Annotated in this window: 19 protein-coding genes and 1 tRNA gene; 6 read left to right on the top strand and 14 right to left on the bottom strand. The window is 70.2% G+C overall.

What is annotated here, in order from left to right; genetic code table 11:
* Nucleotides 1–63 precede the first annotated feature (63 nt).
* Nucleotides 64–3,057, bottom strand: coding sequence for a glycine--tRNA ligase (locus AC07DF_RS12350; protein ID WP_478969774.1), 2,994 nt, complete (start codon nucleotides 3,055–3,057; stop codon nucleotides 64–66).
* A 183-nt stretch (nucleotides 3,058–3,240) separates the two neighbouring features.
* Here AC07DF_RS12350 and AC07DF_RS12345 point away from each other — a divergent pair, with 183 nt between their 5' ends.
* Both AC07DF_RS12345 and AC07DF_RS12340 read left to right on the top strand, forming a co-directional pair.
* Entirely contained in the window at nucleotides 3,241–4,170 is a 930-nt protein-coding gene (locus tag AC07DF_RS12345; RefSeq protein WP_478969772.1) for an intradiol ring-cleavage dioxygenase, read from the top strand.
* Between the two features lie 9 nt (nucleotides 4,171–4,179).
* Nucleotides 4,180–5,043 (top strand): triphosphoribosyl-dephospho-CoA synthase, encoded by an 864-nt coding sequence (locus tag AC07DF_RS12340; RefSeq protein ID WP_478969770.1) that lies wholly within the window; start codon nucleotides 4,180–4,182, stop codon nucleotides 5,041–5,043.
* Here the strand turns inward: AC07DF_RS12340 and AC07DF_RS12335 are convergent.
* Both AC07DF_RS12335 and AC07DF_RS12330 read right to left on the bottom strand, forming a co-directional pair.
* On the bottom strand, nucleotides 5,033–6,523 hold the full coding sequence (locus tag AC07DF_RS12335) for an aminopeptidase P family protein (protein ID WP_478969768.1): 1,491 nt from the start codon (nucleotides 6,521–6,523) through the stop codon (nucleotides 5,033–5,035). The genes AC07DF_RS12340 and AC07DF_RS12335 overlap by 11 nt on opposite strands.
* Nucleotides 6,524–6,608: 85 nt before the next feature.
* Nucleotides 6,609–8,123 (bottom strand): PP2C family protein-serine/threonine phosphatase, encoded by a 1,515-nt coding sequence (locus tag AC07DF_RS12330; protein WP_478969766.1) that lies wholly within the window; start codon nucleotides 8,121–8,123, stop codon nucleotides 6,609–6,611.
* 503 nt (nucleotides 8,124–8,626) lie between these two features.
* On the opposite strand from AC07DF_RS12330, the gene AC07DF_RS12325 reads away from it, so the two are divergent.
* A complete protein-coding gene (locus AC07DF_RS12325) occupies nucleotides 8,627–9,292 on the top strand; it encodes a bifunctional DNA primase/polymerase (RefSeq protein WP_478969764.1) in 666 nt (221 codons plus the stop codon).
* A gap of 55 nt (nucleotides 9,293–9,347) precedes the next feature.
* Nucleotides 9,348–9,992 (top strand): hypothetical protein, encoded by a 645-nt coding sequence (locus tag AC07DF_RS12320; RefSeq protein ID WP_478969763.1) that lies wholly within the window; start codon nucleotides 9,348–9,350, stop codon nucleotides 9,990–9,992.
* A gap of 245 nt (nucleotides 9,993–10,237) precedes the next feature.
* Here the strand turns inward: AC07DF_RS12320 and AC07DF_RS12315 are convergent, their stop codons facing one another.
* The 3 genes from AC07DF_RS12315 to AC07DF_RS12305 form a co-directional block, all read right to left on the bottom strand.
* Nucleotides 10,238–11,203 carry a DUF5926 family protein gene (locus AC07DF_RS12315; RefSeq protein ID WP_478969762.1) on the bottom strand — a complete coding sequence of 322 codons (966 nt, stop codon included), beginning with the start codon at nucleotides 11,201–11,203 and terminating at the stop codon, nucleotides 10,238–10,240.
* Between the two features lie 111 nt (nucleotides 11,204–11,314).
* On the bottom strand, nucleotides 11,315–11,953 hold the full coding sequence (locus tag AC07DF_RS12310; protein ID WP_478969760.1) for an ATP-binding protein: 639 nt from the start codon (nucleotides 11,951–11,953) through the stop codon (nucleotides 11,315–11,317).
* 153 nt (nucleotides 11,954–12,106) lie between these two features.
* Nucleotides 12,107–12,934, bottom strand: a complete 828-nt coding sequence (locus tag AC07DF_RS12305) for a glycerophosphodiester phosphodiesterase (protein ID WP_478969758.1) — start codon at nucleotides 12,932–12,934, stop codon at nucleotides 12,107–12,109.
* A 288-nt stretch (nucleotides 12,935–13,222) separates the two neighbouring features.
* On the opposite strand from AC07DF_RS12305, the gene AC07DF_RS12300 reads away from it, so the two are divergent.
* Entirely contained in the window at nucleotides 13,223–14,665 is a 1,443-nt protein-coding gene (locus AC07DF_RS12300; RefSeq protein ID WP_478969757.1) for a S1C family serine protease, read from the top strand.
* A gap of 64 nt (nucleotides 14,666–14,729) precedes the next feature.
* Nucleotides 14,730–14,816: transfer RNA gene (locus AC07DF_RS12295), tRNA-Ser, on the top strand.
* 323 nt (nucleotides 14,817–15,139) lie between these two features.
* On the opposite strand, the gene AC07DF_RS12290 is transcribed toward AC07DF_RS12295, so the two are convergent.
* From AC07DF_RS12290 to AC07DF_RS12255, 8 genes are all read right to left on the bottom strand, one after another.
* On the bottom strand, nucleotides 15,140–16,276 hold the full coding sequence (locus AC07DF_RS12290) for an FUSC family protein (RefSeq protein WP_478969755.1): 1,137 nt from the start codon (nucleotides 16,274–16,276) through the stop codon (nucleotides 15,140–15,142).
* Nucleotides 16,277–16,535: 259 nt separating this feature from the next.
* Nucleotides 16,536–17,930 carry a tyrosine-type recombinase/integrase gene (locus AC07DF_RS12285; protein WP_478969753.1) on the bottom strand — a complete coding sequence of 465 codons (1,395 nt, stop codon included), beginning with the start codon at nucleotides 17,928–17,930 and terminating at the stop codon, nucleotides 16,536–16,538.
* Nucleotides 17,924–18,130: a helix-turn-helix transcriptional regulator gene (locus tag AC07DF_RS12280; protein ID WP_478969751.1), complete on the bottom strand. Its 207-nt coding sequence runs from the start codon at nucleotides 18,128–18,130 to the stop codon at nucleotides 17,924–17,926. The genes AC07DF_RS12285 and AC07DF_RS12280 overlap by 7 nt, the downstream gene beginning before the upstream one ends.
* Complete coding sequence (locus AC07DF_RS12275; protein WP_478969749.1) at nucleotides 18,127–19,614, bottom strand: replication initiator; 1,488 nt, start codon at nucleotides 19,612–19,614, stop codon at nucleotides 18,127–18,129. Before AC07DF_RS12275 ends, AC07DF_RS12280 begins: the two co-directional genes overlap by 4 nt.
* 157 nt (nucleotides 19,615–19,771) lie before the next feature.
* Nucleotides 19,772–20,467 carry a DUF2637 domain-containing protein gene (locus AC07DF_RS12270; protein ID WP_478969747.1) on the bottom strand — a complete coding sequence of 232 codons (696 nt, stop codon included), beginning with the start codon at nucleotides 20,465–20,467 and terminating at the stop codon, nucleotides 19,772–19,774.
* Nucleotides 20,468–20,517: 50 nt separating this feature from the next.
* Entirely contained in the window at nucleotides 20,518–21,945 is a 1,428-nt protein-coding gene (locus tag AC07DF_RS12265; protein WP_478969745.1) for an FtsK/SpoIIIE domain-containing protein, read from the bottom strand.
* A complete protein-coding gene (locus AC07DF_RS12260; protein WP_478969743.1) occupies nucleotides 21,942–22,139 on the bottom strand; it encodes a hypothetical protein in 198 nt (65 codons plus the stop codon). The genes AC07DF_RS12265 and AC07DF_RS12260 overlap by 4 nt, the downstream gene beginning before the upstream one ends.
* On the bottom strand, nucleotides 22,136–22,495 hold the full coding sequence (locus tag AC07DF_RS12255) for an SCO3933 family regulatory protein (protein WP_478969741.1): 360 nt from the start codon (nucleotides 22,493–22,495) through the stop codon (nucleotides 22,136–22,138). Before AC07DF_RS12255 ends, AC07DF_RS12260 begins: the two co-directional genes overlap by 4 nt.
* Nucleotides 22,496–22,570: the final 75 nt, after the last annotated feature.

Genomic DNA, 22,570 nt, shown 5'->3' with positions numbered 1-22,570 from the left:
TGGTGTTTCACGTGAAACACCACCGCCGTGTTTCACGTGAAACGTCTGCTGCCGTGTCCGCCCCTACAGCGCACTCCAGTCCAGCGTCGTCCGCGCCAGCCCCGCCACCTGTGTGAGCAGCGCCAGCCGGGCCGCGCGGACCGCCGGTTCGGGGTCCATCACCAGCACCTCGTCGAAGAAGGCGGTGATCGCCTCGACCAGAGGCCCGGAGACCTCGATCAGTGCCCCGAGGTCGTCCTCCCGGCCGTGCAGCGCCTCGCCTACGGCCTCGGCGCTCTCGGCGAGGCGCAGTTCGGCGGGCGCGGTCAGCAGGGACAGGTCCGCCGCCTCGACACCGCCCTCGGGCAGGATGCGCACGACCCGCTGGAACGCGGCGGCGAGTGCCTCGAACGCCTCCGTGCCGATGTGCCGCTCCAGCGTGGCCAGCGTCCGGTCGCCGTGCGCGGGCCGGTCGGCCCACACCAGGACGGCCTGGACGAGCCGGTGTTCGTGCCCGGCGTCCGTGAGCTGCTGCTCATAGCGCCGGGTGATCAGCTCCGCGGCCTCGGCCACCCGCTCGACAGGCACCTCGACGCCCTGCGCCGCATACCGTACGGCCGCCGCGCGCAGCCCGTCGCTCACCCGGACCCCGGCCACCGCGGGCAGGCTCCGCAGCACGTTGAGCAGACCGATCGCGGCCCGGCGCACCCCGTACGGATCGGAACTCCCGGTCGGTGCGGCCCCGATGATGAACATCCCCGTCACCAGGTCGAACCGGTCGGCGAGCGACAGCACGGCACCCGCGTCCCCGGAGGGAAGGGCGCCGCCGGCGGAGCGGGGCAACTCCATCTCGGCGAGGGCCCGGGCTACCTCCGCCGACTCACCGGCACGCCGGGCGTACTCCTCGGCCATCACCCCGGCCAGTCCCGAGAACTCGATCACCATCTGGGACGCCAGGTCGAACTTCGCCAGCGCACCGGCGCGGCGGACGACGTCCACCGCCTCCTGAGCCAGCCCGGCACGCCCGGCCAGATCGAGGGAGAGGACGGCCAGGCGCTCGGCGCGGTCGGCGACCGTACCGAGCCGGTCCTCGAAGGTCAGCTTGTCCAGCCGGCTCCGGAACTCCGCCGGCGGCACCTTCAGATCCGCCCGCCAGAAGAACGCGGCGTCCTCGTAACGGGCCCGCAGCACCGCCTCGTTGCCCGCCCGCACCACGTCGTCGTCGCACAGGGCATTGGCGAAGGTGACGAAGTGCGGCATGAGGCGATCGCCGTCCAGCACCGGCAGATAGCGCTGGTGCTTGCGCATCACGGTGGTCAGGACGCTCGCGGGCAGTTCGAGATAGCGCTCGTCGAACGACCCCCGCACGGCGTACGGGAACTCCAGGATGTCGGTGATCTCGTCGATCAGACCGGCCTGGCCCTCCACGTCGATCCGCCCGCCGACCTCGGCCGCCGCTTCCAGGGCACCGCGGACCACCGCGCCGCGCCGGGACTCCCGGTCGAGCAGGATGCCGTGCATGTGCAGGAAGTGCGGGTAGCCCTCGGCGGCGGTCACCCGGACCTCGGGGTAGGGGGCCTGGCGCTGCACCCGTGTCGTGTCGCCCGCGGAGAGGGAAGAGACGACCACGGGCAGGGGAGTACGCCCCAGCAGCGCCAGCAGCCAGCGCACGGGACGCGAGAACGACAGCCCCGGGTCGCTCCACCGCATGTTGCGCCCGGCCCGCAGCCCGGACACGACCTCGGCCAGCAGCTCGCTGAGCACCTCGACGGCCGAGCGCCCCTCCTCGTGACGGGTCAGCGCCACATACTCGACCCCCTTGACGTCGACGATCCGCACATCCGTCGGTTCGGCGCCCTGGCTGCGGGCGAAGCCCAGCAGAGCCGGGGTGGGAGCGCCGTCCTTGAAGGCGGCGGCGACCTTCGGCCCGCGCACGGTCCGCATCGTGTCCCGTTCCCGCGGCTGCACACCGTCGACGGTGATCACGATCCGGCGCGGTGTGGCCATCACGGTGATCGCGCCGTGCCCCAGCCGGGTCTCGGCCAGCTTCGCGGTGACCGACTCGCGCACCGCCTCGGTGGTGGCGGGCACGTCGGCGTACGGCAGCTCCTCCACGCCGATCTCGAACAGCAGCGTCTCGACGCCCGGCACCTTGGGCAGCGCGGGCCGCTCGGCCGGAGCCGGTGCGGCCGCCACCCCGAGCGGATACTCCAGCGCGGCCCGCCGCCGCTCCCACAACTTCGCCGACTCGTGCGTCAGCCCGCGCATCAGCGAGAACGCCTTGGCCCGCTCGGTGGTGCTGATGGCGCCGCGCGCGTCGAGCACGTTGAAGGTGTGGCTGCACTTGAGCACGTAGGTGTACGCGGGGACCGGCAGCTCCAGGTCGAGCAGCCGCCGGGCCTCGGACGCGTAGGCCTCGAAGAGCCGGTGGTTGGTGTCGAGGTCGGCGTCGTCGAGGTAGTAGCGGCTCATCTCGTACTCGTTCTGGCCGAACACCTCGCCGTACGTGATGCCCGGCGCGTAGACGATGTCCTTGAAGTGGGACACGCCCTGAAGGTTCATCAGGATGCGTTCGAGGCCGTACGTGATCTCCACAGACACCGGGTCCAGGGCGACACCGCCGACCTGCTGGAAGTAGGTGAACTGAGTGATCTCCATGCCGTCCAGCCAGACCTCCCAGCCCAGCCCCCACGCGCCGAGCGCGGGTGAGGCCCAGTTGTCCTCGACGAACCGCACGTCGTGCGCGCCGAGATCGACGCCGAGCGCCCTCAGGCTGCCCAGATACAGCTCCTGAGGGTTGCCGGGGTCCGGCTTGAGGATGACCTGGAACTGGGTGTGCGTCTGGAGCCGGTTGGGGTTCTCGCCGTAGCGCGAGTCGTCCGGCCGCACGCTCGGCTCCACGTAGGCGACGCTCCAGGGCTCGGGACCGAGCACCCGCAGCGCCGTGGCCGGGTTGGCCGTACCGGCTCCGACCTCGGTGTTCAGCGGCTGCGTGATCATGCAGCCGTTGTCGCTCCAGTACTTCTGCAGGGTGAGGACGGCGTCCTGCATGGTCAGCGCCGTCTGGACGTTCTTCATGATCGAATCGCCTGTTCCCCGAGTCGGCCCGGCAAGGTCGGCCATGATCTCATACGCCAACTACCGCTGACCTGCTGTTTTTTGACCCGCGGCCCCGTTGGCCGGATGCCTCCGGTCGATTCACAGCGGGCTCTCAGCCCGGCCTCACGAACCTGACGGGTGGCCTCCTTAGGTTCCCCGTCCATGACGGGAAACCACAAGGACACCTCCATCACCCGGCGCCGCGCCCTCGCGGTCGCGGGCGGCACGGTCGCCGCGGGCGGTCTGGCCGCGGCCGGTTACCAGTCGGCCTTCGCGGACACGACGACGACCACGGCGAAAGGCACCGCCTCCACGACCACGGCCACCTCCTCCGCGAGCTCCGGCACCTGCATGGAGCTGATGTCGAGCGTCACGGAGGGGCCGTACCACCTCGACGGCGCGCTGGTCCGCAAGAACATCACCGAGGGCAAGAGCGGCGTCCCACTGACCCTGCGCCTGACGGTCGTGGACGCCACCGACGGCTGCACACCGGTCCCCGGCGCGGCCGTGGAGATCTGGCACTGCGACGCCTGGGGCTACTACTCCGGCTACACCACCGCCAACCCCGGCGGCTCCGCCCCCGCCGAGAGCGAGGACGGCTCCACCGCGAACGACAAGACCTATCTGCGCGGCTACCAGATCGCCAACGCCAACGGGGTCGTCAAGTTCGAGACGCTCGTGCCGGGCTGGTACACCCCGCGCACCTGCCACATCCACCTGAAGGTTCACACCGGCGGCGTGAAGGAGGACGGCACCTACGAGGGCGGCAAGGTCAACTTCACCGGCCAGCTGTTCTTCGACGACGAGATCGCCGAGTCGATCTTCGCCCTGGAGCCGTACAGCAAACACACCGGCAGCTACACCAAGCTCGCCGACGACATGGTCTACGACGGCGGCGGCGCGTCCAGCGGGCTGCTCACGCTCGAAGCGGTGCACAAGAAGGACCCGTCCAAGGGCTACAAGGGCTTCCTCACCCTGGGCATCGACCCGGACGCCGACAACACGGGCGCGGGCAGCGGCGGCGGAGGCGGCACACCACCGAGCGGTGGTCCCGCTCCCTCGTCGTCCCCTTCTTCCTCCCCCACTTCCTGAGGTACGGCGATGAACAGCCGTGAGGACGAGTCGCTCGCGCAGGCCGCCGTGGAGGCGCTGGTCGGCCAGCTGGGCCTGGCCCCCAAGCCGGGCCTGCCCGACCCGCGTGATCTGACGGCCCGGGCCACCCGCCGCGACCACAGTGCCCTGCGCTGGTCGGCCAGGGCGTTGCTGCCCGGCCTCACGGCGATGGCCGCGGCGGCCCGTCGCACGGGCGAGCCCAGCGCCCGGCTCCGGGAGGACCTGGGCGCGATCGGCCGCTCCACCGAACACACGGTGGGCCTGACGGGCGGCGGCCACCGGGGCGCCCTGTGGACCCTCGGCCTGCTGGTCGCGGCGGCGGCGCTGAACCCGGGGGCGCGACCGGCCGACACGACGGCCCTGGCCAAGCAGATCGCCGCCCACCCGGACCGCCGCGCCCCACGCCGTCCCTCACGCGGCTCCACGGTGTCGGCCAAGTACGGCGCGGCCGGTGCGAGGGGAGAGGCCAGGGCCGGCTTCCCCCATGTCCGCCGCGCCCTGACCACCCTCACCACGGCCCGCGTCCAGGGCGCGACCGAGCCCCAGGCCCGCCTGAACGCGCTGCTCACGGTGATGTCCACACTCCAGGACACCGAACTCCTCCACACGGCGGGCCCGATCGGCCTGCGTCATGTGCAGGCGGGGGCCCGCGGTGTCCTGGAGGCGGGCGGTACGGCGACGGAGCAGGGCACCGAGGCCCTGACAGCTCTGGACACAGACCTTCGGGCGCGCGGCTGGACCCCTGGGGGCAGCGCCCCTCTGCTTACAGGCACGCTGTTGCTGGATGCCCTAGGGGCGCGGGGAACTGCGCGACCAGCCCCCACGCGCCCGCACTCGAAACTCAGCCCTTGAAGGAGGCCATCCACGCCTCGACTTCATCCGAACGCCGAGGCAACGCCGCACTCAGGTTCCGGTTTCCACTCTCGGTCACGAGGATGTCGTCCTCGATCCGCACACCGATACCCCGGTACTCCTCGGGCACGGTCAGATCGTCGGCCTGGAAGTACAACCCGGGCTCGACAGTCAGGCACATCCCCGGCTCCAGCACACCGTCGACGTACGTCTCGGTCCGCGCGGCAGCGCAGTCGTGCACATCCATGCCGAGCATGTGACCCGTGCCGTGCAGCGTCCACCGCCGCTGAAGCCCCAGCTCCAGCACCCGCTCCACCGGCCCCTCGACGAGCCCCCACTCGACCAGCTTCTCCGCCAGCACCCGCTGCGCGGCATCGTGGAAGTCCCGGTACTTCGCGCCCGGCTGCACGGCCGCGATCCCGGCCTCCTGAGCCTCGTACACCGCGTCGTAGATCTTCTTCTGGAGCTCGCTGAACCGCCCGTTGACCGGCAGTGTGCGCGTGACGTCGGCGGTGTAGTAGGTGTGCGTCTCCACACCCGCGTCGAGCAGCAGCAGATCGCCCGAGCGCACGGGCCCGTCGTTGCGCACCCAGTGAAGCGTGCAGGCGTGCGGCCCGGCCGCGGCGATCGTGCCGTAGCCGACGTCGTTGCCCTCCACGCGCGCGCGGAGGAAGAACGTGCCCTCGATGTAGCGCTCGGAGGTCGCCTCGGCCTTGTCGAGGACCTTCACCACGTCCTCGAAGCCGCGCACGGTCGAGTCGACCGCCTTCTGCAGCTCGCCGACCTCGAAGTCGTCCTTGACCAGCCGCGCCTCCGAGAGGAAGACGCGCAGCTCCTCGTCACGCTCGGCGGTGACCTTGTCGGTCAGCGCGGCCTCGATGCCGGCGTCGTACCCGCGTACGGCCCGCACCGGACCGGTGGCCTCGCGCAGTGCCCCGGCCAGCTCGCGCACGTCGGAGGCGGGGATGCCGTACAGCTTCTCCGCCTCGGTGAGGGAGTGCCGGCGGCCGACCCACAGCTCGCCCTGGCCGTCCAGCCAGAACTCGCCGTTCTCCCGGTCGGAACGCGGCAGGAGGTAGATCGTCGCCTCGTGGCCCTCGCCCTCGGGCTCCAGGACCAGGACGCCGTCCTCCGTCTGGTTGCCGGTGAGGTAGGCGTACTCGACGGAGGCGCGGAAGGCGTACTCGGTGTCGTTCGAGCGGGTCTTCAGGTTGCCCGCGGGGATCACCAGACGCTCGCCCGGGAAGCGCGCGGACAGCGCGGCCCGGCGGGCGGCGGTCTCGGCGGCCTGGGGGACGGGCTCGAGGTCACGCAGCTCGGTGTCGGCCCAGCCGCTCTTCATGTTCTCGGCAAGCTCGTCGGACACGCCGGGGTACAGTCCGTTCTTCCGCTGCTTGATCGGCTCTTCGCTCTCGTCCGGGCCCGCTGCGTCAGCAGCAGCACCAGGCACCTCCGGGTTGAGCTCCTCCGCCACGGTCATCCTCCTCGATACGGCACTGGACCGTCCTCCACTGTACGGCGGCGCGGAAGAGGCCCCAGGGCGATGACGAGGAGTCTTAGGGGCCTTACTCGAATCGCACCGCCAGCAGCACGACGTCCTCCGCACCCTCCGCCGCGTCCAGCCCGTCCGGCAGCACGTTCCGCAGGACGTGGTCGGCGAGCGCGCCCGGGTCGTGCCGCAGCGCCCGCGGCACTCCGGCGGCCGCCGCGTGCAGCCGGGCGAAGGCGCGGTCGGTGGCCTCGCCGGTGCGGTGCAGCAGCCCGTCGGTGTACAGCAGAACCGTCTCTCCGGGCTCGGCGAGGATCTCCACGCTCGGCGCCTCCCAGCAGGCGAGCATGCCCAGCGGGGCCGAGACCGACGTCTCCACGAACTCCGTGCGGCGCTGTCCGATCAGCAGCGGCGGGCTGTGACCGGCGCCGGCCAGCGTGATCTTGCGGGCGGCCGGTTCGCAGTAGCCGAACAGCGCGGTGGCCGAGCGGGCCGGCTCGGTCAGCCGCAGCAGCAGCTCCAGGTCGGACAGGACCGCGACCGGATCCTCACCCTCCATCACGGCGTACGCGCGCAGGGAGGCCCGCAGCCGTCCCATCGCGGCGACCGCGCTGGGCCCCGACCCGGTGACGGAGCCGACGGCGAGACCGAGGGCGGCGTCGGGCAGCGGCAGCGCGTCGTACCAGTCGCCGCCGCCGCGCGGGCCGGTGCGGTGCCGGGCGGCGAGCTGGACGCCGGACACCCGCGGCAGCCGCGACGGCAGCAGCTCGTCCGACATCGTCGCCATGGCCGCGCGGGTGCGCTCCAGCTCGAGGAGCCGGGCGAGGTGTTCGGCGGCGTACCGGGCGTACAGGCCGACGAGGTGGCGCTGCCGCTCGCCCGGCTCGGCGGGTTCGTCGTAGAGCCAGACGGCTGCCCCGAGGCGGCCCGCGGTCCCGGTGCACAGGGGAAGGGCGTAGCTGGCGGCGTAGCCGAGCCGGGCCGCGACCTCGCGGTGGCGGGGATCGAGCCCCTCCGCGGCGAACAGGTCGGGCTCGGCGATCCCGTCCTCGCCGCCCGGCAGCCCGTCGAGGATCCGGCCGTAGGACAGGGCGCTGCGCGGCACGGTCTCGATGTGGCCGAGGTCGGCGCGGGCCAGGCCGAGGCCGATGGTGGTGTCCGGGCCGAGGCCGTCGCCCGGTTCCAGGACGACGAGGCCGCGCCGGGCGCCCACGAGGGCGGCGCCGGCCCGCAGCACTTCCTGGAGCGCCTCGTCGAGAGCGGCCGTACGGGCCAGGCGTTCGGTCAGCTCGTGGAGGGTGGTGAGGTCGGAGACCCAGCCGGCGAGACGGTCCTGCAGCACCGCGCCGGGTGGGGCGGGGGAGTTTGCGGGGACAGCCGGGGAGGTACCCGGCGCGCCGGGCGCGACAGTGTGTGCGGGTGCCGGAACCGTTGAATCGATTCCAGCCACTTTCGGAGGGTGCGGGGCGTTCATGGCGTCCGGCCTTCCGACCGGCGCGTACTGCTCAAAAGCATCGCAAACCCCCATGTCATTCTGCGCCGCCAGCAGTGTCTCCACATGTACACGCACTCGTGAGGAGATGTCCAGCATTGTCCTGCCGGGATTCCTGGTGTCCGTGAGGTCGGAGGGAGTAACTCCCCTTCCTCTTACAGAAATGTAAAGTTGGCCTAAAACAGCCGCAGGGGACGGCTTATTGCGGTCGACTGGGCTTGCTCGACGGAGCGTCACGACGGTCGTGATGGGTACGTACTCGGTGAAGGCCAGGGGTGGTTGGGAATCACCCGGAACCTGGCGACGGACCCGGGCGTCCTATCCACCGACGACCGTGCCCCATCCTCCCGTGGCGGAGGCGGAGAGAAATACGCGCGACGGCAAACGCCATACTTCGCCACCCCTACGCCACGCCCGTGCTTTTGATACACGCAGTATGGGCGGGACGGCCGCGGAGGCAGTCAAAGCTCGACCCATAGGGGTTCCCCCTGCTCACGGCAGGGGTGTGATGCGCCAACAGGTACGCACAGTGAAGTGATCGACACATGTTGTGATGTGGACCACGGTGTTGCCAGGCGTGCAACGGAAAGGAACGAGCGCTCATGCGCGAGATCCTCGGAAGGCGACGCAGGCTCCTGTCCAAGCGCGGTGACGGGACGCCTGAGCTGATCGGCGCGGCCCTGACCTACGCGACGGAATGGCAGTGGCCCGTACTCCCGGGCGTGGCGGCGGACCCGCAGGGGCCGGGCCGCTGCGGCTGCCCCGACCCCGAATGCACGGTGCCCGGCGCGCACCCCTTCGACCCCGGCCTCCTCGCGGCCACCACCGACGGGCGCATGGTCCGCTGGTGGTGGGGCAACCGCCCCACGGCGCCGATCGTCATGGCCACCGGCGGCAAGGCGCCCTGCGCGGTGTCGCTGCCCGCCCTGCCGGCGGCCCGCGCCCTCGAGGCGCTCGACCGCATGGGCATGCGGCTCGGCCCGGTCGTCGCCTCCCCCGCCCGCTGGGCGATCCTCGTGAAGCCGTACTCCATGGAGCAACTCGGCGAACTGCTCTACGCCAAGGACTTCGTGCCCGGATCCCTCCGATTCCACAGCGAGGGCGGCTATCTGGCCCTGCCTCCGTCCGGGACGGGCCAGGGCGAGATCCGCTGGGAGCGGGCGCCGCTGCCCGGCTCCGCCTCCCCGTGGGTGCCCGATGTCGAGGCCGTGGTGGACGCCGTGGTCGAAGCCCTCACTCGTACGGGTGTGAGCGCGCCCGAGTTCTAGGACCGTCGGGCGCGCCGGGCCCGGCGACGGCCTCGGGACGTTAAGTTCCGGGGTCATGCCGCGTCATTCCCGGGGCCGCTCCCGGGACCCCCGAAAGGCCAGACTGCTCGCCCTCGCGGGCGTCGTGGCGGTGTGCGCGGTCGCGCTGCCGCTGGCGGTGGCGTCCGCGGGATCTGTACATTCCGTTCGGCATTCCGTTCGTTCGGAGGTCACCGCCGAACGCGGTGGCCCTGCTTCCGATTCTGTACGGGACGAGGTACGTCCCTCCCCAGGCGCCGACGACAAGGCGCTCGGGGCGTCCAGGGGCGCGCCCTCCGCCGTTCCCACCCTGCCCACACTCGGCCAGGGCCTGGCGACCGCCGTGCGCTGCGGTCCCGAAGTCTCCTCCCCCGACGGCATCGAGGCGCAGACCTGTGTCGTGACGCAGGGTGCGCATACCTGGGCACGGACCTACTACCGCAACGCGACCGGCGAGGCGCTGGACGCCGTACTGACCCTGATGGAGCCCGGCGCCCGGACCGTGCGGATGACGTGTGCGGTGAGCGCCGAGGATGAGCCGCGGACGTGCGAGACGCCCCGGGAGCCGGTGCGCGGGAATCTGGCCGCGTACACGGCGGTCGCGGAGTTCGCCCGGCGCGCGGGCCAGGGGCCGCTGCTGCTGCGCTCGGGGAGCAACTCGCCTGCGTGGATGAGTAGTTGACGAGCGGCTGCGTTCCGTGAACGGTCGCGGAGACGAAAAGACCCGGTTGCTGGCGACGGGGGATGCACCAGCAACCGGGCTATTGGAACGGTAACAAGAGATCGGCGGTTCGCAAATTCGATCTCGCCCTTTCCAGTCACCGACTGGCTTGTCTCCAGCGGGAGTTGTGAGGGGAGAGTCATCCGTCCCGAGGTGCGCGGGCCCGGCCGGCCGGGGCGGCGGCCGTCCGGACCCGGTGGGGCACGTCAGCTGAGCGTGACCTGCCGGTTGGTGAGGCCGCCGCGGGCGCGGCGCTCGTCCGGGGTGAGCGGCGCGTCCGCGGCCAGGGCGGCGGCGAGGCGCTCGGCGAACTCCGCCGCCGGCTTCTCCACGTCCTCGGCCGTGACCCCGCTCGGCAGGTCCCACACCGGCACCGTGAGCCCGTGAGCGCGGAAGGAGCCCACCAGGCGGGTGCCCTCGCCGAGGCTGGAACGGCCCGCGGCGTGCAGCCGCGCGAGAGCGTCCAGAAGCTGCTCCTCGGCGTGGGGCATGACCCACCGCAAATGGTTCTTCTCCGGCGTCTCGCACCAGTAAGCGGCATCCACGCTCTGGAGCTTGACGGTCGGGATGGCCGCGGCGTTGGCCCGCTCCAGGGAGGCGGTCACCTCCGGCGTGGCGTTCTCCGTGTCCGGGACCCAGAACTCGAAGCCGCTGTGCACTTCTGGCTCGAAGGTGCCCTCCGGGTCGAGCAGATCCTGCAGCCGCGGACCGCCGGCCGGGGCGCGGCGGCCCTGCACGGGCGTACCGGGCTGGGCCTCGAGGGCGCGCTGGAGGGTGTCGGCCAGGTCGCGGCTGATGTCGCCGGACGAGGTGTCGTTCTGCAGGCCGAGCAGGACCGAGCCGTCGTCGCGGCGCAGGGCGGGCCAGGCCATCGGCAGGACCGTGGCCAGCGTGACCGCGGGGACGCCCTCGGGCAGGCCGTCCTTCAGGGGCAGTTCGACCGTGGCCGCCGGGACCAGCTCGCGCAGGGCCACCCAGTCGCACTCGCCGGGCAGGCCCTCGAAGGGGCGGTGCACCAGCTCGGTCGCGGCGTGCGAGGCGGCCCGGCCGTGACAGGCCTTGTAGCGGCGGCCGCTGCCGCAGGGGCAGGGCTCACGGGCGCCTACGACCGGGACCTCGCCATCCGTGATCTGCGGGCGCTTGGCCTTCGTCTGGGGTCGCTTCTTGGCCATCGATGGGTCTCCCGGTTACGGCTCGTCTCGTACGTTCGCGAGCCTAGCCGTTCGGGCCTCGGGCGACGGGATCCTGTGGACAACACTCGGTCCGGTGCGGCGTACGGGCGCTCAGTCCATGTCGTCGAAGGCGTCCGCGAAGTCGAGCCCGGGTATCTGGGACACCGCGGGGGCCGCGACGCGCGTCACGAAGTCGTCGCGCCGGTGGCCGGCGTCCGGGTCGTACACGTCGTCGTGGACGATGACCCACACGGTGACCTCGCCGCGGATGTCGTCGCGGACGCCCCAGTCGTCGGCCAGCGCGGTGATGATGTTCAGCCCGCGGCCGCCGTGTGCCGTGACCGACGGGGTCGCCGGGGCGGGGCGGGTCGGGCCGCCGCCGTCCGTGACCTCGACGACGAGCCGCCCGGCCGGGTCCACACGCCACGCGGCACGGACGTCCCCGTCACCGGACAGGGCATCGCCGAGCGGCCTGCCGTGTTTGCACGCGTTGCTCAAAAGTTCGGAAAGGATCAGTACGGCGTCGTCGATGACCGAATCCGCTACGCCACCCCTGCGCAACTGTGCACGCATACGGTGCCTTGCTTCCCCCACGCCCGCAGGGCCATGGGGTACGGCCATGCTCGACGACGTGGGCACCTCCTGTGCCACCACCAACGCCACCCCCGAGACCTCCTTCGCCCCACGCCACGGTGTGGATGCCCCATTGGCCTGAACCGGAAACCGGCCAATCAACGTCCTGTGACGCATTCACCACGATCGAATACGGACCGAACGCGCCGGAGCACTCCCCGTAATCGCATGGCTTGATTTCGTCGGTGTGGCCGAGACGGGAGGATCCCGCCCGTCAAGGTGTGGGGTCAAGAGGTGTGCGTGGGTCTGGTGCGACTTGTGTGGCCGGCCTCAGCGGCCGAGGCGGTCCAGTACGGCGCGCGGACGATTGGTGATGATGGCGTCGATACCGAGGTCGATGCACAGATCCACGTCCTCCGGCTCGTTCACGGTCCACACGTGCACCTGGTGGCCGGCCCGCTTCAGGCGCTCCACATAGACGGGGTGGTTGCGCACGATCCGGATCGAGGGACCCGCGATCCCCACGCCCAGGGGCAGCCGCCCGTCGCGCAGCCGCGGCGAGACGAACTGCGTCAGATAGACCGTCGGCAGGGTCGGGGAGGCGGCCCGCACCCGGTGCAGGGAGCGGGCCGAGAAGCTCATCACCCGTACCCGGGACTCCTCGGCTGCGGCCGGGGCGTCGAGGCCGAACCGCTTCAGCAGGGTCAGCAGCCGCTCCTCGACCTGTCCCGCCCAGCGTGTGGGGTGCTTGGTCTCGATGGCCAGTTCCACCGGGCGCCCGGCGTCGGCGACCAGTCCGAGCAGCCGCTCCAGGGTGAGTACGGAGGTCGCCTCGCGGTCCTCCGGGGGGTGCTCCCAGTCGGGTTCCTCGTCACGTCCCTTCCAGGCCTCGCGCGTCTTCCAGGAGCCGAAGTCCAGGGCGGCGAGGTCGGCGAGCTCCAGGGCGGAGACCGCGCCCCGGCCGTTGGACGTACGGTTGATCCGGCGGTCGTGCACGCAGACGAGGTGGCCGTCGGCGGTGAGGCGCACATCGCACTCGAGGGCGTCCGCGCCGTCCTCGATCGCCTTGGTGTACGCGGCCAGGGTGTGCTCCGGGGCGTCCTCGGAGGCTCCGCGGTGGGCGACGACTTGAATCACATGCTGCCGTGCGTGGGTCACCGCGTCATGGTGCCACCGAGTCCGGGTACGCGTCCGGTCGTACGGACCCGACGGATGCGCAGGCCCGTACGGAGGTGCTGGAATTGCATAGTTTTAACCAGTAATGACCTATATAAAGAATGGCCGCGGACCCACAGCCACCGCTTATGGTGCTCTGACGTCTCGTGGGAAAAGCTGACGGCATACAAAGGGACAAGCACAGCTGTATCGCGCCGGACCGTCGCCAGCGTGAAAAAGCGTGACCGAGTGCGACCCAGGAAAAGCAGCCGTGGATCGAGGAGAGAAGCTGTGAGCACCGAGAACGAGGGCACCGCGGTACCCCCCGCCCCGTCCGTACCGCCCGTGCCGGTGGATGCTCCCGCTGCTCCGGCGCCCCAGGGGCCGTACGGGCAGGACGCCCAGGGGCAGGCCGCCCACGGAGAGGGTGCTTCCGGCGGCGCCGGTCAGCCCGGCGGTTCCTCCTCCGCCCCCGCCCCGTCCTGGCCGCCGCCCCCGCCCCCGGCCACCCCGTCGCACGGCGACGGCGGTGCCGGATCGTCGTACGGCGACGGCGGTGCCGGTTACGGAGCGGGCGGCTGGGGTTCCTCCTACCAGCAGCCGGCGCCGAAGCCCGGCCGCGGCCGCAGCGGTCTGGTCGTCGGGATCCTGGCGGCCGCGCTGCTCGCGGGCGGCCTGGGAGGCGGCCTCGGCTACACCCTGGCGAAGAACAACGACGAGAACTCCGGCTCCACGACGGTCTCCGCCTCCACCAGCGGCGGCGACCTCAAGCGCGACCCGGGCACGGTCGCGGGCGTGGCCGCCAAGGCGCTGCCGAGCACCGTCACGATCGAGGCCGAGAGCAACAGCGGCGAGGGCGGCACCGGCACGGGCTTCGTCTTCGACAAGCAGGGCCACATCGTCACCAACAACCACGTGGTGGCGGGCGCGGTGGACGGCGGCAAGCTGACCGCGACCTTCCCGAGCGGCAAGAAGTACGACGCCGAGGTGGTCGGCCACGCGCAGGGCTACGACGTGGCGGTCGTGAAGCTCAAGGACGCCCCCTCGGACCTGAAGCCCCTCACCCTCGGCGACTCGGACAAGGTGGCCGTCGGCGACTCGACCATCGCCATCGGCGCCCCCTTCGGGCTGTCCGACACGGTGACGACGGGCATCATCAGCGCCAAGAACCGCCCGGTGGCCTCCAGCGACGGCAGCGGCAGCCAGGCGTCGTACATGAGCGCCCTGCAGACCGACGCCTCGATCAACCCGGGCAACTCCGGCGGCCCGCTGCTGGACGCGCAGGGCAACGTCATCGGCATCAACTCCGCGATCCAGTCCACCGGCAACGGCGGCTTCGGCACCGGCCAGTCCGGCTCGATCGGCCTGGGCTTCGCCATCCCGATCAACCAGGCCGAGTACGTCGCCCAGGAGCTGATCAAGACCGGCAAGCCGGTGTACGCGAAGATCGGCGCGTCCGTCTCCCTGGACGACAGCTCGGACGGCGCGCAGATCACCGACCAGGGCGCGGGCGGCGCCGCACCGGTCGAGCCCGGCGGCCCGGCCGCCAAGGCAGGCCTCAAGCCCGGCGACGTCATCACCAAGCTCGACGACCGGGTGATCGACTCCGGCCCCACCCTGATCGGCGAGATCTGGACCCACAAGCCCGGTGACAAGGTCACCATCACCTACGAGCGCGGCGGCAAGCAGCAGACCGTCGACGTCACCCTGGGTTCGCGCACCGGCGACAACTGATCCCCACCCGCGCGCACCGACCCGTTACCCTTGTCCCCGCGCCGCCGATCACCGGCCGGCGCGGGGAGGCGTGCCCGAGCGGCCGAAGGGAACGGTCTTGAAAACCGTCGTGGCAGCGATGTCACCGTGGGTTCAAATCCCACCGCCTCCGCGTAGGTCAGGGTAAGAGCAGGTCAGAAGGGGTGTCTCTCGCCAGAGACACCCCTTCTGCATGGGTCCTGTCTCACCTGGATCCGCGTCTGTCGCGTGGTGGATCACTGCGTGTGGACCATGCGTGGACCAGATCTCTACCTGGCCTCTTCCCGCTGATCAGGTGTTCCGGGGGGCCGGGGGAGTGTTCGTTGGTGTCATGACGGTCTACTTGGTCTTGAGAGACCCGGCGATAGGGGCAGACGCTCGGCTCGGCACGGCAGCAGCGGATGTGACTCTCCTGCGGGAGCTTCTACGGAAGTAGCACCCCCATCAGCACGTCCCTCAAGCTGGTTGCGACGGCGCTTTGGTGCCCAGCTTGGCGAGCAGACCGGCCAGAGCGATGGTGAACAGGCCGATTGCCACGCCACACAGGGTCCACAGCATCCGGTAGCCCTCGGCGCCGTAGTCGGAGGGCTGCGGAAGGTCCGCCAGGATCAGTGCTGCCGCGGCGATGGCTGCGGTGTAGAGCGCGTAGTTCCAGGCTTGCGTCGCGACCCCGTGCATCAGCAGCACGAGGGCGACCACTTCGAGCCCTCGATCGACTGCGAACAGCTCGCGTCCGGTTTCACTCGCGGGGATCAGCAGCAGCAGCGCTGCTGCCCCAGCGCCGATCACCGCACCGGCCAGGCGCTGCACGGCGGTGAGGGTGGCCTGCTCCAGGCTCGGCTTCATGGCGACCATGGTCGCGATGGGCAGCCAGTAGCCGTGCGACAGGTCGAGGCCGAAGGCAAGCGCGACAGCCCCGGCCATGGCCACCGCGCGCAGCAGGGCAAACGCGGCCAGCGGCGGGGTCAGCTTGCGCCGTGACGTATCGCCGGGAAGTTCCGGAACCGGCTGGGGCGAGTCGCGGCGGCCGCGGATCAGCCACCATGCGAACGCGAACGCGATCCAGAGCGCCGAACCCCCAGCCCATGAGGCCACCTGAGCCCATGTGTAGCTGGAGATGTGTGCGTGCTGGTGAAGGTTGAAGGCGAGCCCGAGGGCGACAATGAACCAGACGTTCAGGAACAAGGCGGCAAGGAACCTGCGGACGCCGAAGGCGACGGCCAGGCCGCTCGCCAGCGTGACCAGGAAGGTCGCGAGCACGAACCAGCCCCACGCCTCCCCTCCGATGCCGAAGGCCAGCGCGGTCAGCCCTGCCCCGAGCAGTCCGAAGGCAGCGAGGCGCAAGGACCGGAACCCGAAGCTGCCTCCCGGGTCAGCCAGGCCCGTGAGCAGCAGGCCGAACAACGCGCTGAGCAGGTACTGTTCATGGCCGATCGCCCAGAAGACGATCAACGGCACCAACGCGAGGTCCAGGACCACCACGCCTCGCGGCCAGTTGAGTCCCGCCGGGTTCAGCTGGAACACCTTGGCCAGCCAGCCCATGGCCTTGCCAGCAAGCGTGGGCTTTCCCCCGTGTTCGCTCACGCCAGCCATGGTCGTCCTCGCTTGCCCTGATCGCAGGTTGTGCCGCTCAGTCCCGCATTCTGCGACGTGACCGAGACTGCCGCGAAGCGACCCGCAGACTCCCGATCGAGGACAGCCGGCCCATCAGCCGTACGGCGCAGCAGGCGTACCGGATGACGTCTTAAGCTCGCGTGGGCTTCGCTCAGCGAGGGTGCGGGTCACTGCGCGTGAAGGCGCCCGCTCTGCCTGGCGGTGGCAGAGCGGGCGCTGTCTGTGCTTCGAGCGTGGCTTACTTCTCGTCGGCAGCCTCTAGCGCTCGAGCGATCTGTTCATTCGCGTGCTGCTGACCACGGTGAATGGACTTTGCGTAGAAACGAAACAGAACCGCGATGCTGTGGCCAGCTCGCCGCGCGACCTCGGCAGGAGAGACGCCGGACTCAAGCCAGAGCGAGACGCCGGCGTGACGCAGGGAGTACGGCACGTCAGCCAAGAGGGAGGCCGCTTCTGATTCGGTCAGCACCGCGATCCGAGCCGCCTTCCAAACCTCGCCGTACTCCTTGGACAGGAGGCCGCCACCCTGGGCCGCACGGAACAGCCTGCCATCTTCAGCGGCACCAAACTCCTTGATGTGCTCGCGGACCAGGCGCACGAGTACGGGGGGAATCGGTACAGGTCGAGTCGCCTTACGTGCCCGCTTCTTCAGGCCACGCGTATCAAACGACTCGCCTGTGTCAGTCCACCCGGAGCCGACGCGGGGCGTGCTGGTCGAGAGCAACACCTCTCCCCATCCCTCTTGGGGCAGGGTGAAATCGCCTTCTCGGAGACTGGCCGCCTCCCCAGGGCGGTTGGCCGCGTAGTAGAGGCAGCCGAAGAACGCCATCAGGTGGCGTCCTCGTGCTCCCTGCCCGCCTACAGCGTCGATCAGCGCCTTGGCCAGCTTCGGGCCGGGTACGAACCGGAAGTCAATCTCGTCGTCAGTTTCGGGCGGGCTCCAGTCGACCTTGTGAAAGGGCAGGGTCGTCAGCAATCCTCGCTCAACCGCGTACCGGAGACAGTTGCTGAACACCGTCCGCTTGCGGTTCACCGTGTTCTCGGCGGCGGACATGCCGTCCTGCTTCAGCTTCAGCGCGTCGAGTGCCGTCCGCACCACCGAGGGCGTGTTGAGGTCGGCGGCATCCACGGACTTCCGCCCGATCCAGTCCAACGCAGCCACGATGTCGGCGGGCGGCTCTTCGACGTCGAGACGGGCCTTCAACGTCCCGTCGTCGGCGATGACGAACCGGTAGACCCACGAGTAGAGCGCAATCCGGAGCACCTTCGGAGCCGGAGCCCCGCGGTTGTCCTTGACCAGCTTCGGCGTGATGGTGGCCAGCGTGTCGGCGATGCTCGCGCGGTGCTTGGCTGAGGCGCCGGGCCACTTCATCGCCGCGTAGGCACGAGTATGGGCGTACCAAGTGGTGGAGTTGAGCGCCTGTACCTCCGAGGCGGGCAGGCCGGTTTCCGTGTCGAACTGCTCGCGGTTGCGCAGCGCGGTCAGCAGTTCCGAGCGGCGACCGTCGGCCTGAGCCTTGATCTTGTAGCTCTTGGAGAAAGGCCGGGAACCGACGCGCCACCGGAGCTGGTAGGCCGCCGCACGGTTGGGCCGCTTGCGGATGCCCCAGATCTGAACGTCGTAGGTCAGCACGCTTCCTGCACCTCGCAGGCGTCGAACCAGGCGTCGAGGTCGGCCCGGCGTATGCGTATCTGACCGTTGGGGAGCTTCAGGTGCCTGGGAGCCTGGCCCCGAGCCCGCATGCGGTAGAAGGCAGCGCGGGACACCCCGATCTCAGCCAGTGCATCGACCAGCTTCAGTGTCTGCCTCTCGGTCTTGGTCGGAGTGGTCACAGCCAGGGCTCTCCTTCGGACTTGGTGTGTTGGGCGTGAGCAATGTCGTGGCGCACCTGGGCGGCGAGGAGTTCTTCACCGGGGCGGTAGCCGCTGGAGAGGTAGGTCCACGAGGAGGCGGTGACGAGGGTGGTGTTCTCGTCGTCGACGGGTTGGCCGGCGCGGGCACGGGCGGCTTCGGCCTGGGCGAGGCGCCAGGCACGTCGTACGTCGCGGAGGGCGCCGAGGGTGGTGGAGTAGGCGCGGGACTTGGTGGAGAAGTGGCCGCGGAAGCCGAGCATGTGGGCCCACTTCCAGAGCTTGAGATCGGCGAATTCCGGCAGGTGACCGAGGGCCCAGGCGGTACGGATCATCTGGCGCACGTGCTGCTGAACAGGCAGGTCCTTGATGGGTTCGGCTTGTCCGGTGCCGTCGCAGTCGGTGCACCGGTCGTGGAACTGGTCGGGGCCACGTACGTAGCCGCGTCCCTTGCAAGGGCTGCACATCAGGGTGCGGTCTACAGTGCCCGCGCCTTCGGCGTTCTTCGTGGCGTACTTGGCGACGTATCCGGCGACCTTGGCGTCGGTGTACTCGGCGACCCTGGCATCGGTGAGTTCGCCGTCGCCCAAGGCGGAGATGGGATCCACTTTGTACCGGCCGCCCCAGGCGATGACCCGCTCGCCGATGGAGTCGGACTCGACGGTGAGCCGGGCGCGCTGGACGGCGATGCCCACGGCGGAGCTGAGGGCGTCGAAGGTGGCCCAGGACGGGGGCGCGGCGGTGTGGCCGTCGGGTCCGTCGAAGCGGATCACGGCGTGGAAGTGGACCAGGCCGCGCTTCTGGTACTCGGCGACCTTGGCGAACGAGACGCGCAGAGCGGCGTTCAGCGCCTTCTGCGTCATGCCGAGGCGCTCGGCCAGGGCGCGGCGCAGGTAGGTGGTGAAGCGTGCCCAGAGTTGTCCGGCGTGGGCGTTCCACAGCACGGCGCCGGTGTAGTCGTACGTGGCTGGGTCCAGCGGGGTCCCCAATACCGGGTCGTCCTCTACGTGGTGGGCGCCGCAGCGGCAGGGGCGGGGCTTGCCCGCCTGGTCGGTCTTGCGGTTGTGGACGGGGCCGAATGAGGGGGCGGTGAGGGTGACGAAGGCTCGGGGGTGGTCGCGGACGGTCTCGGCGACGTTCTTGCCGCCGGAGAGTCCGGCCTTGATCAGGTGGTAGGTGTCGGCGGCGTACACCCGTGAGCAGGCCGGACAGCGTGTGGCGCGGCGGTTGCCGCAGGTGGTCAGCAGGCGTCCGGAGGGCTCGTCCTCGGAGCGGTACGAGCGGACCACCTGCTTGGTGGTCTCGTCGGTGGTGACCGTCCAGCCATGGAGGTTCACAGGGCGGGTGCAGCCGCGCAGGTCGCGGACCTGTTCGCTCACCCTGTCGAAGTCGTGGGTGTTGGCCAGCTCGATCAAGTCCCGCAGGCCGGGGCTGATCACGTGGCGTAGGTCGAGGGGGCGGCGCATGGGGGCAGGGCTCCTTTCTGGCGTGAGGGGGAGGCCGATGGGCAGCAGCCGTTCGCGGGCGAAGGCGTTCGGGCTGCTGTCCGGAGGCATGGCAGGTCGAGCCCAGGGGCGGGCGAGGGTGGAATGTGCCGGAGAGGCCGGCGGGGAGAGTGCGGCGCTACAGCGAGGCGTGGAGCGCGGTGGCCATCGGCAGGCCAATGGCGAGCCGCCTCTTGAGCTGAACCGCCGTGATGGGTTCGCCGTGCTCGGGGGGGTGCGATGCGGCGATCGAGCGTGCCTCGGCCAGCAACGGTTCAGGCACCTTCGGCGCAGGCGTTGCAGGGGCCGGGGCAGTCTGCGGAGCTACCTGGGCCGGATCCGGCGTGACGGTCTGGGCTGGTGTTGAGACGGGTTCCGTCTGGGCGGGGGCCGGTGCAGGCTCGGCGACGGTCGTCTGGGCGGTTGTGCCGGTGGCGACCAGGTTGAAGGAACGCAGGAGCTGCGGGCCGACGGCTCCCCAGCCGAGGAGCAGCAGAGGTGCCACGGCGTCGACGGCAGCGCGGCCGTAGTGCTCGGCGACGATCGGCTCTGCGACGTTGAGGGCCAGGGTGAGCATGCCGGAGATGTGCATCAGGCGCGTTGCGGCCTTCATCTGCTCGGCCGGGACGCCGCGCAGGGACAGGAATCGCAGGGCCACCAGGAGGCCGACCACGGACAGGTCCACCATCGGGGCGATGAGCGGTGCGATGGGAGCGGGGACGCCCAGGCGCAGGGCCAGGGCCCAGACGTTGCCGAAGGAGAAGACGAACGCCAGTGCAGCGATGACGATCATCACGGCGGTAACGGTGCGCTGAGTGATCCGGTCCTCAGTCATGAGTGTTCACCTCCTTTCCGGGCGAGGGCACGAGCGGTGAGCCTGACGGGTCAGGCCGCCAGGGGCGGGGTGGTGTCGTCCGGGTCGTTCTTGGTGAGATCGACGCCGGGGAGTTGGGCGGTGAGCAGGTCGGCCGGATCGGTGGTGAGATGGGCGGTCTGCTGGGCGATGGCCGCGCTGTCTGAGCCGGAGACGTAGGGCGTGCGGATGCGGGTGAAGCCGGGCTGTGACTGGTGGTTCATGGAGGCGACCCCGACGTAAGCGCGGTCCTGGAGGTTGATCGGGTTGGCGTCGGGCCATTCCCGGATGTCGTCACCGAGCGCGGCGACGGCCGCCTCGGCGGTCTTCTGCGCGAAGGACAGACCGATGGGGCACACGTCGCGGATGAAGGTCGGGATCGCGTCGCCGGTGGACTTCTGGGTGGCGAGGATGACGAGGATGCCCATGCTGCGGCCCTTCTTCACCAGGTCCTCAACCAACCGGGCGTTCTCGGCGGCGAGTGCGGCGAGCTTCTTCGTCTTGGGGTCGCTGCCCTTGTGGTCGCGGAAGTAGGTGTGCGCTTCATCAATGATCACGACGAGGAGCGGCCACGCTGCGGACGGGCCGACTTGCCACATGTCCTGTACACCCGCACCGAGGACGCTCTCAGCAGCCGTGACACGGGCGCGGCGCAGTTCCACCAGTCGTTTGAACAGGGCGTTGGCCTCTTCAAGGTCATCGCCGACGAAGGCGAACATCCGCTTCACGAGGTGGGCATAGTCGCCCTCCCTGGCAGTCGACACCTTGCCGTCGGCACAGACGAACTGAATGGCGGGCGAGGGGGCCCAGTCGCAGATCAGCCGGTTGATGAGCGATGTCTTGCCGAAGCCGGGAAGGCCCGCCACGGTCACGCCGGGCACCTGCGTCAGGTCGACGGACACCGGCTGTGCGTACTCGTCCAATCCCAGGTCCCACCAGGCGATCTCGTCCGGTTCCTCACCTGTGGGGTGATGCTCGGTGGTGAACTTCAGCGGATCGAGCCGTACACCGCGGATCACCACCTGTCCGGGCTTGTCCTGGGTCACGGCGACCCGCGTGCACTTCCAGGCGTCGGCCAGGTGCGGGGCTGCCTTCTGGAACTGCTCCAAGCCGACACCGGGCAGGCAGGTCGCCCGCGCGATCACCCCGTAGGCGTCGTGCGTGACCTTCAGGGCTGGGACAAGGACGCGAGGCTTGATGGGCTTGCTGTCCGAGTTCGCCAGCGACGCCATAGCGGTTGGCGTCTTGTCCGTAGCCGACAGCTTCAGCATTGGAGCCAGCCGCTTCCAGGTCCGTCGCACGCGCACTGCCTGCCGGATGGACTGCCGGGTCATGGCGTCTGCGTGTAGGTAGCGGGCCACCCACCACACCGACCATCCGACCAGCACGGCCAGTGCCACGGCGGCGACCAATCGGCCGTAGCCGAAGGCCCCTTCCAATGCGTCGTTGAGGTCCTTCATATGTCGTTCTCCTGCGGGCTGTAGAGGAAGGCGCTGGGGGCCGATTCGAGGAACGTCCGGTCCAGGACGCCCGGGCGGTCGTAGCCATAGCTGGTGAGCCCGGTTTGGTGGGCGAGCGATTCGCAGAGCCGGGCATCCGGCCCGGCGTGAGCCGATGAGTGCTCGACGCCGGACCGGAAAGCGGTGCTGCTCACGCTGCCTCAGCGGTCGCCGCCGGGCCGTTGGCCAGGTCCAGGCGGTCGGCGCGGTAGGCGATGCCGTCGGCAAGCTGGCCGTTGAAGATCCGGGCCCACGGTGTGGCGAACAGCTCCACCGGCATCACGGGAAGGCCAGGCTTGAGGCCGTTGGGAAGACCGGTCTCCGGGACCGTGATCTTCAGCGCGTCCGCACGGTCCTCCTCCATGAAGAAGAGGGTGATCGTCATCAGCTTCACGCCGGTCTCACGGTCCACTGCGAACTGGGTCTTCTCGGCGTCCGCGTACTTCGGCACCGGCATGGTGCCGACCATGAACGACGCGGTGGGGAGCAGACCAACACGGATACGGGCCATGGGTGTTACGTCCTTTCAGTAGCGCTCCGCCGGGTGGCGGGGCGTGATCAATAGAACCTCGCTCACCTAGCAATG

It is taken from the genome of Streptomyces sp. NPDC044719 (genome assembly GCF_056433405.1).
The sequence above is the reverse complement of the archived record's forward strand: the minus strand, read 5'-3'. Positions and strand labels throughout refer to the sequence as shown.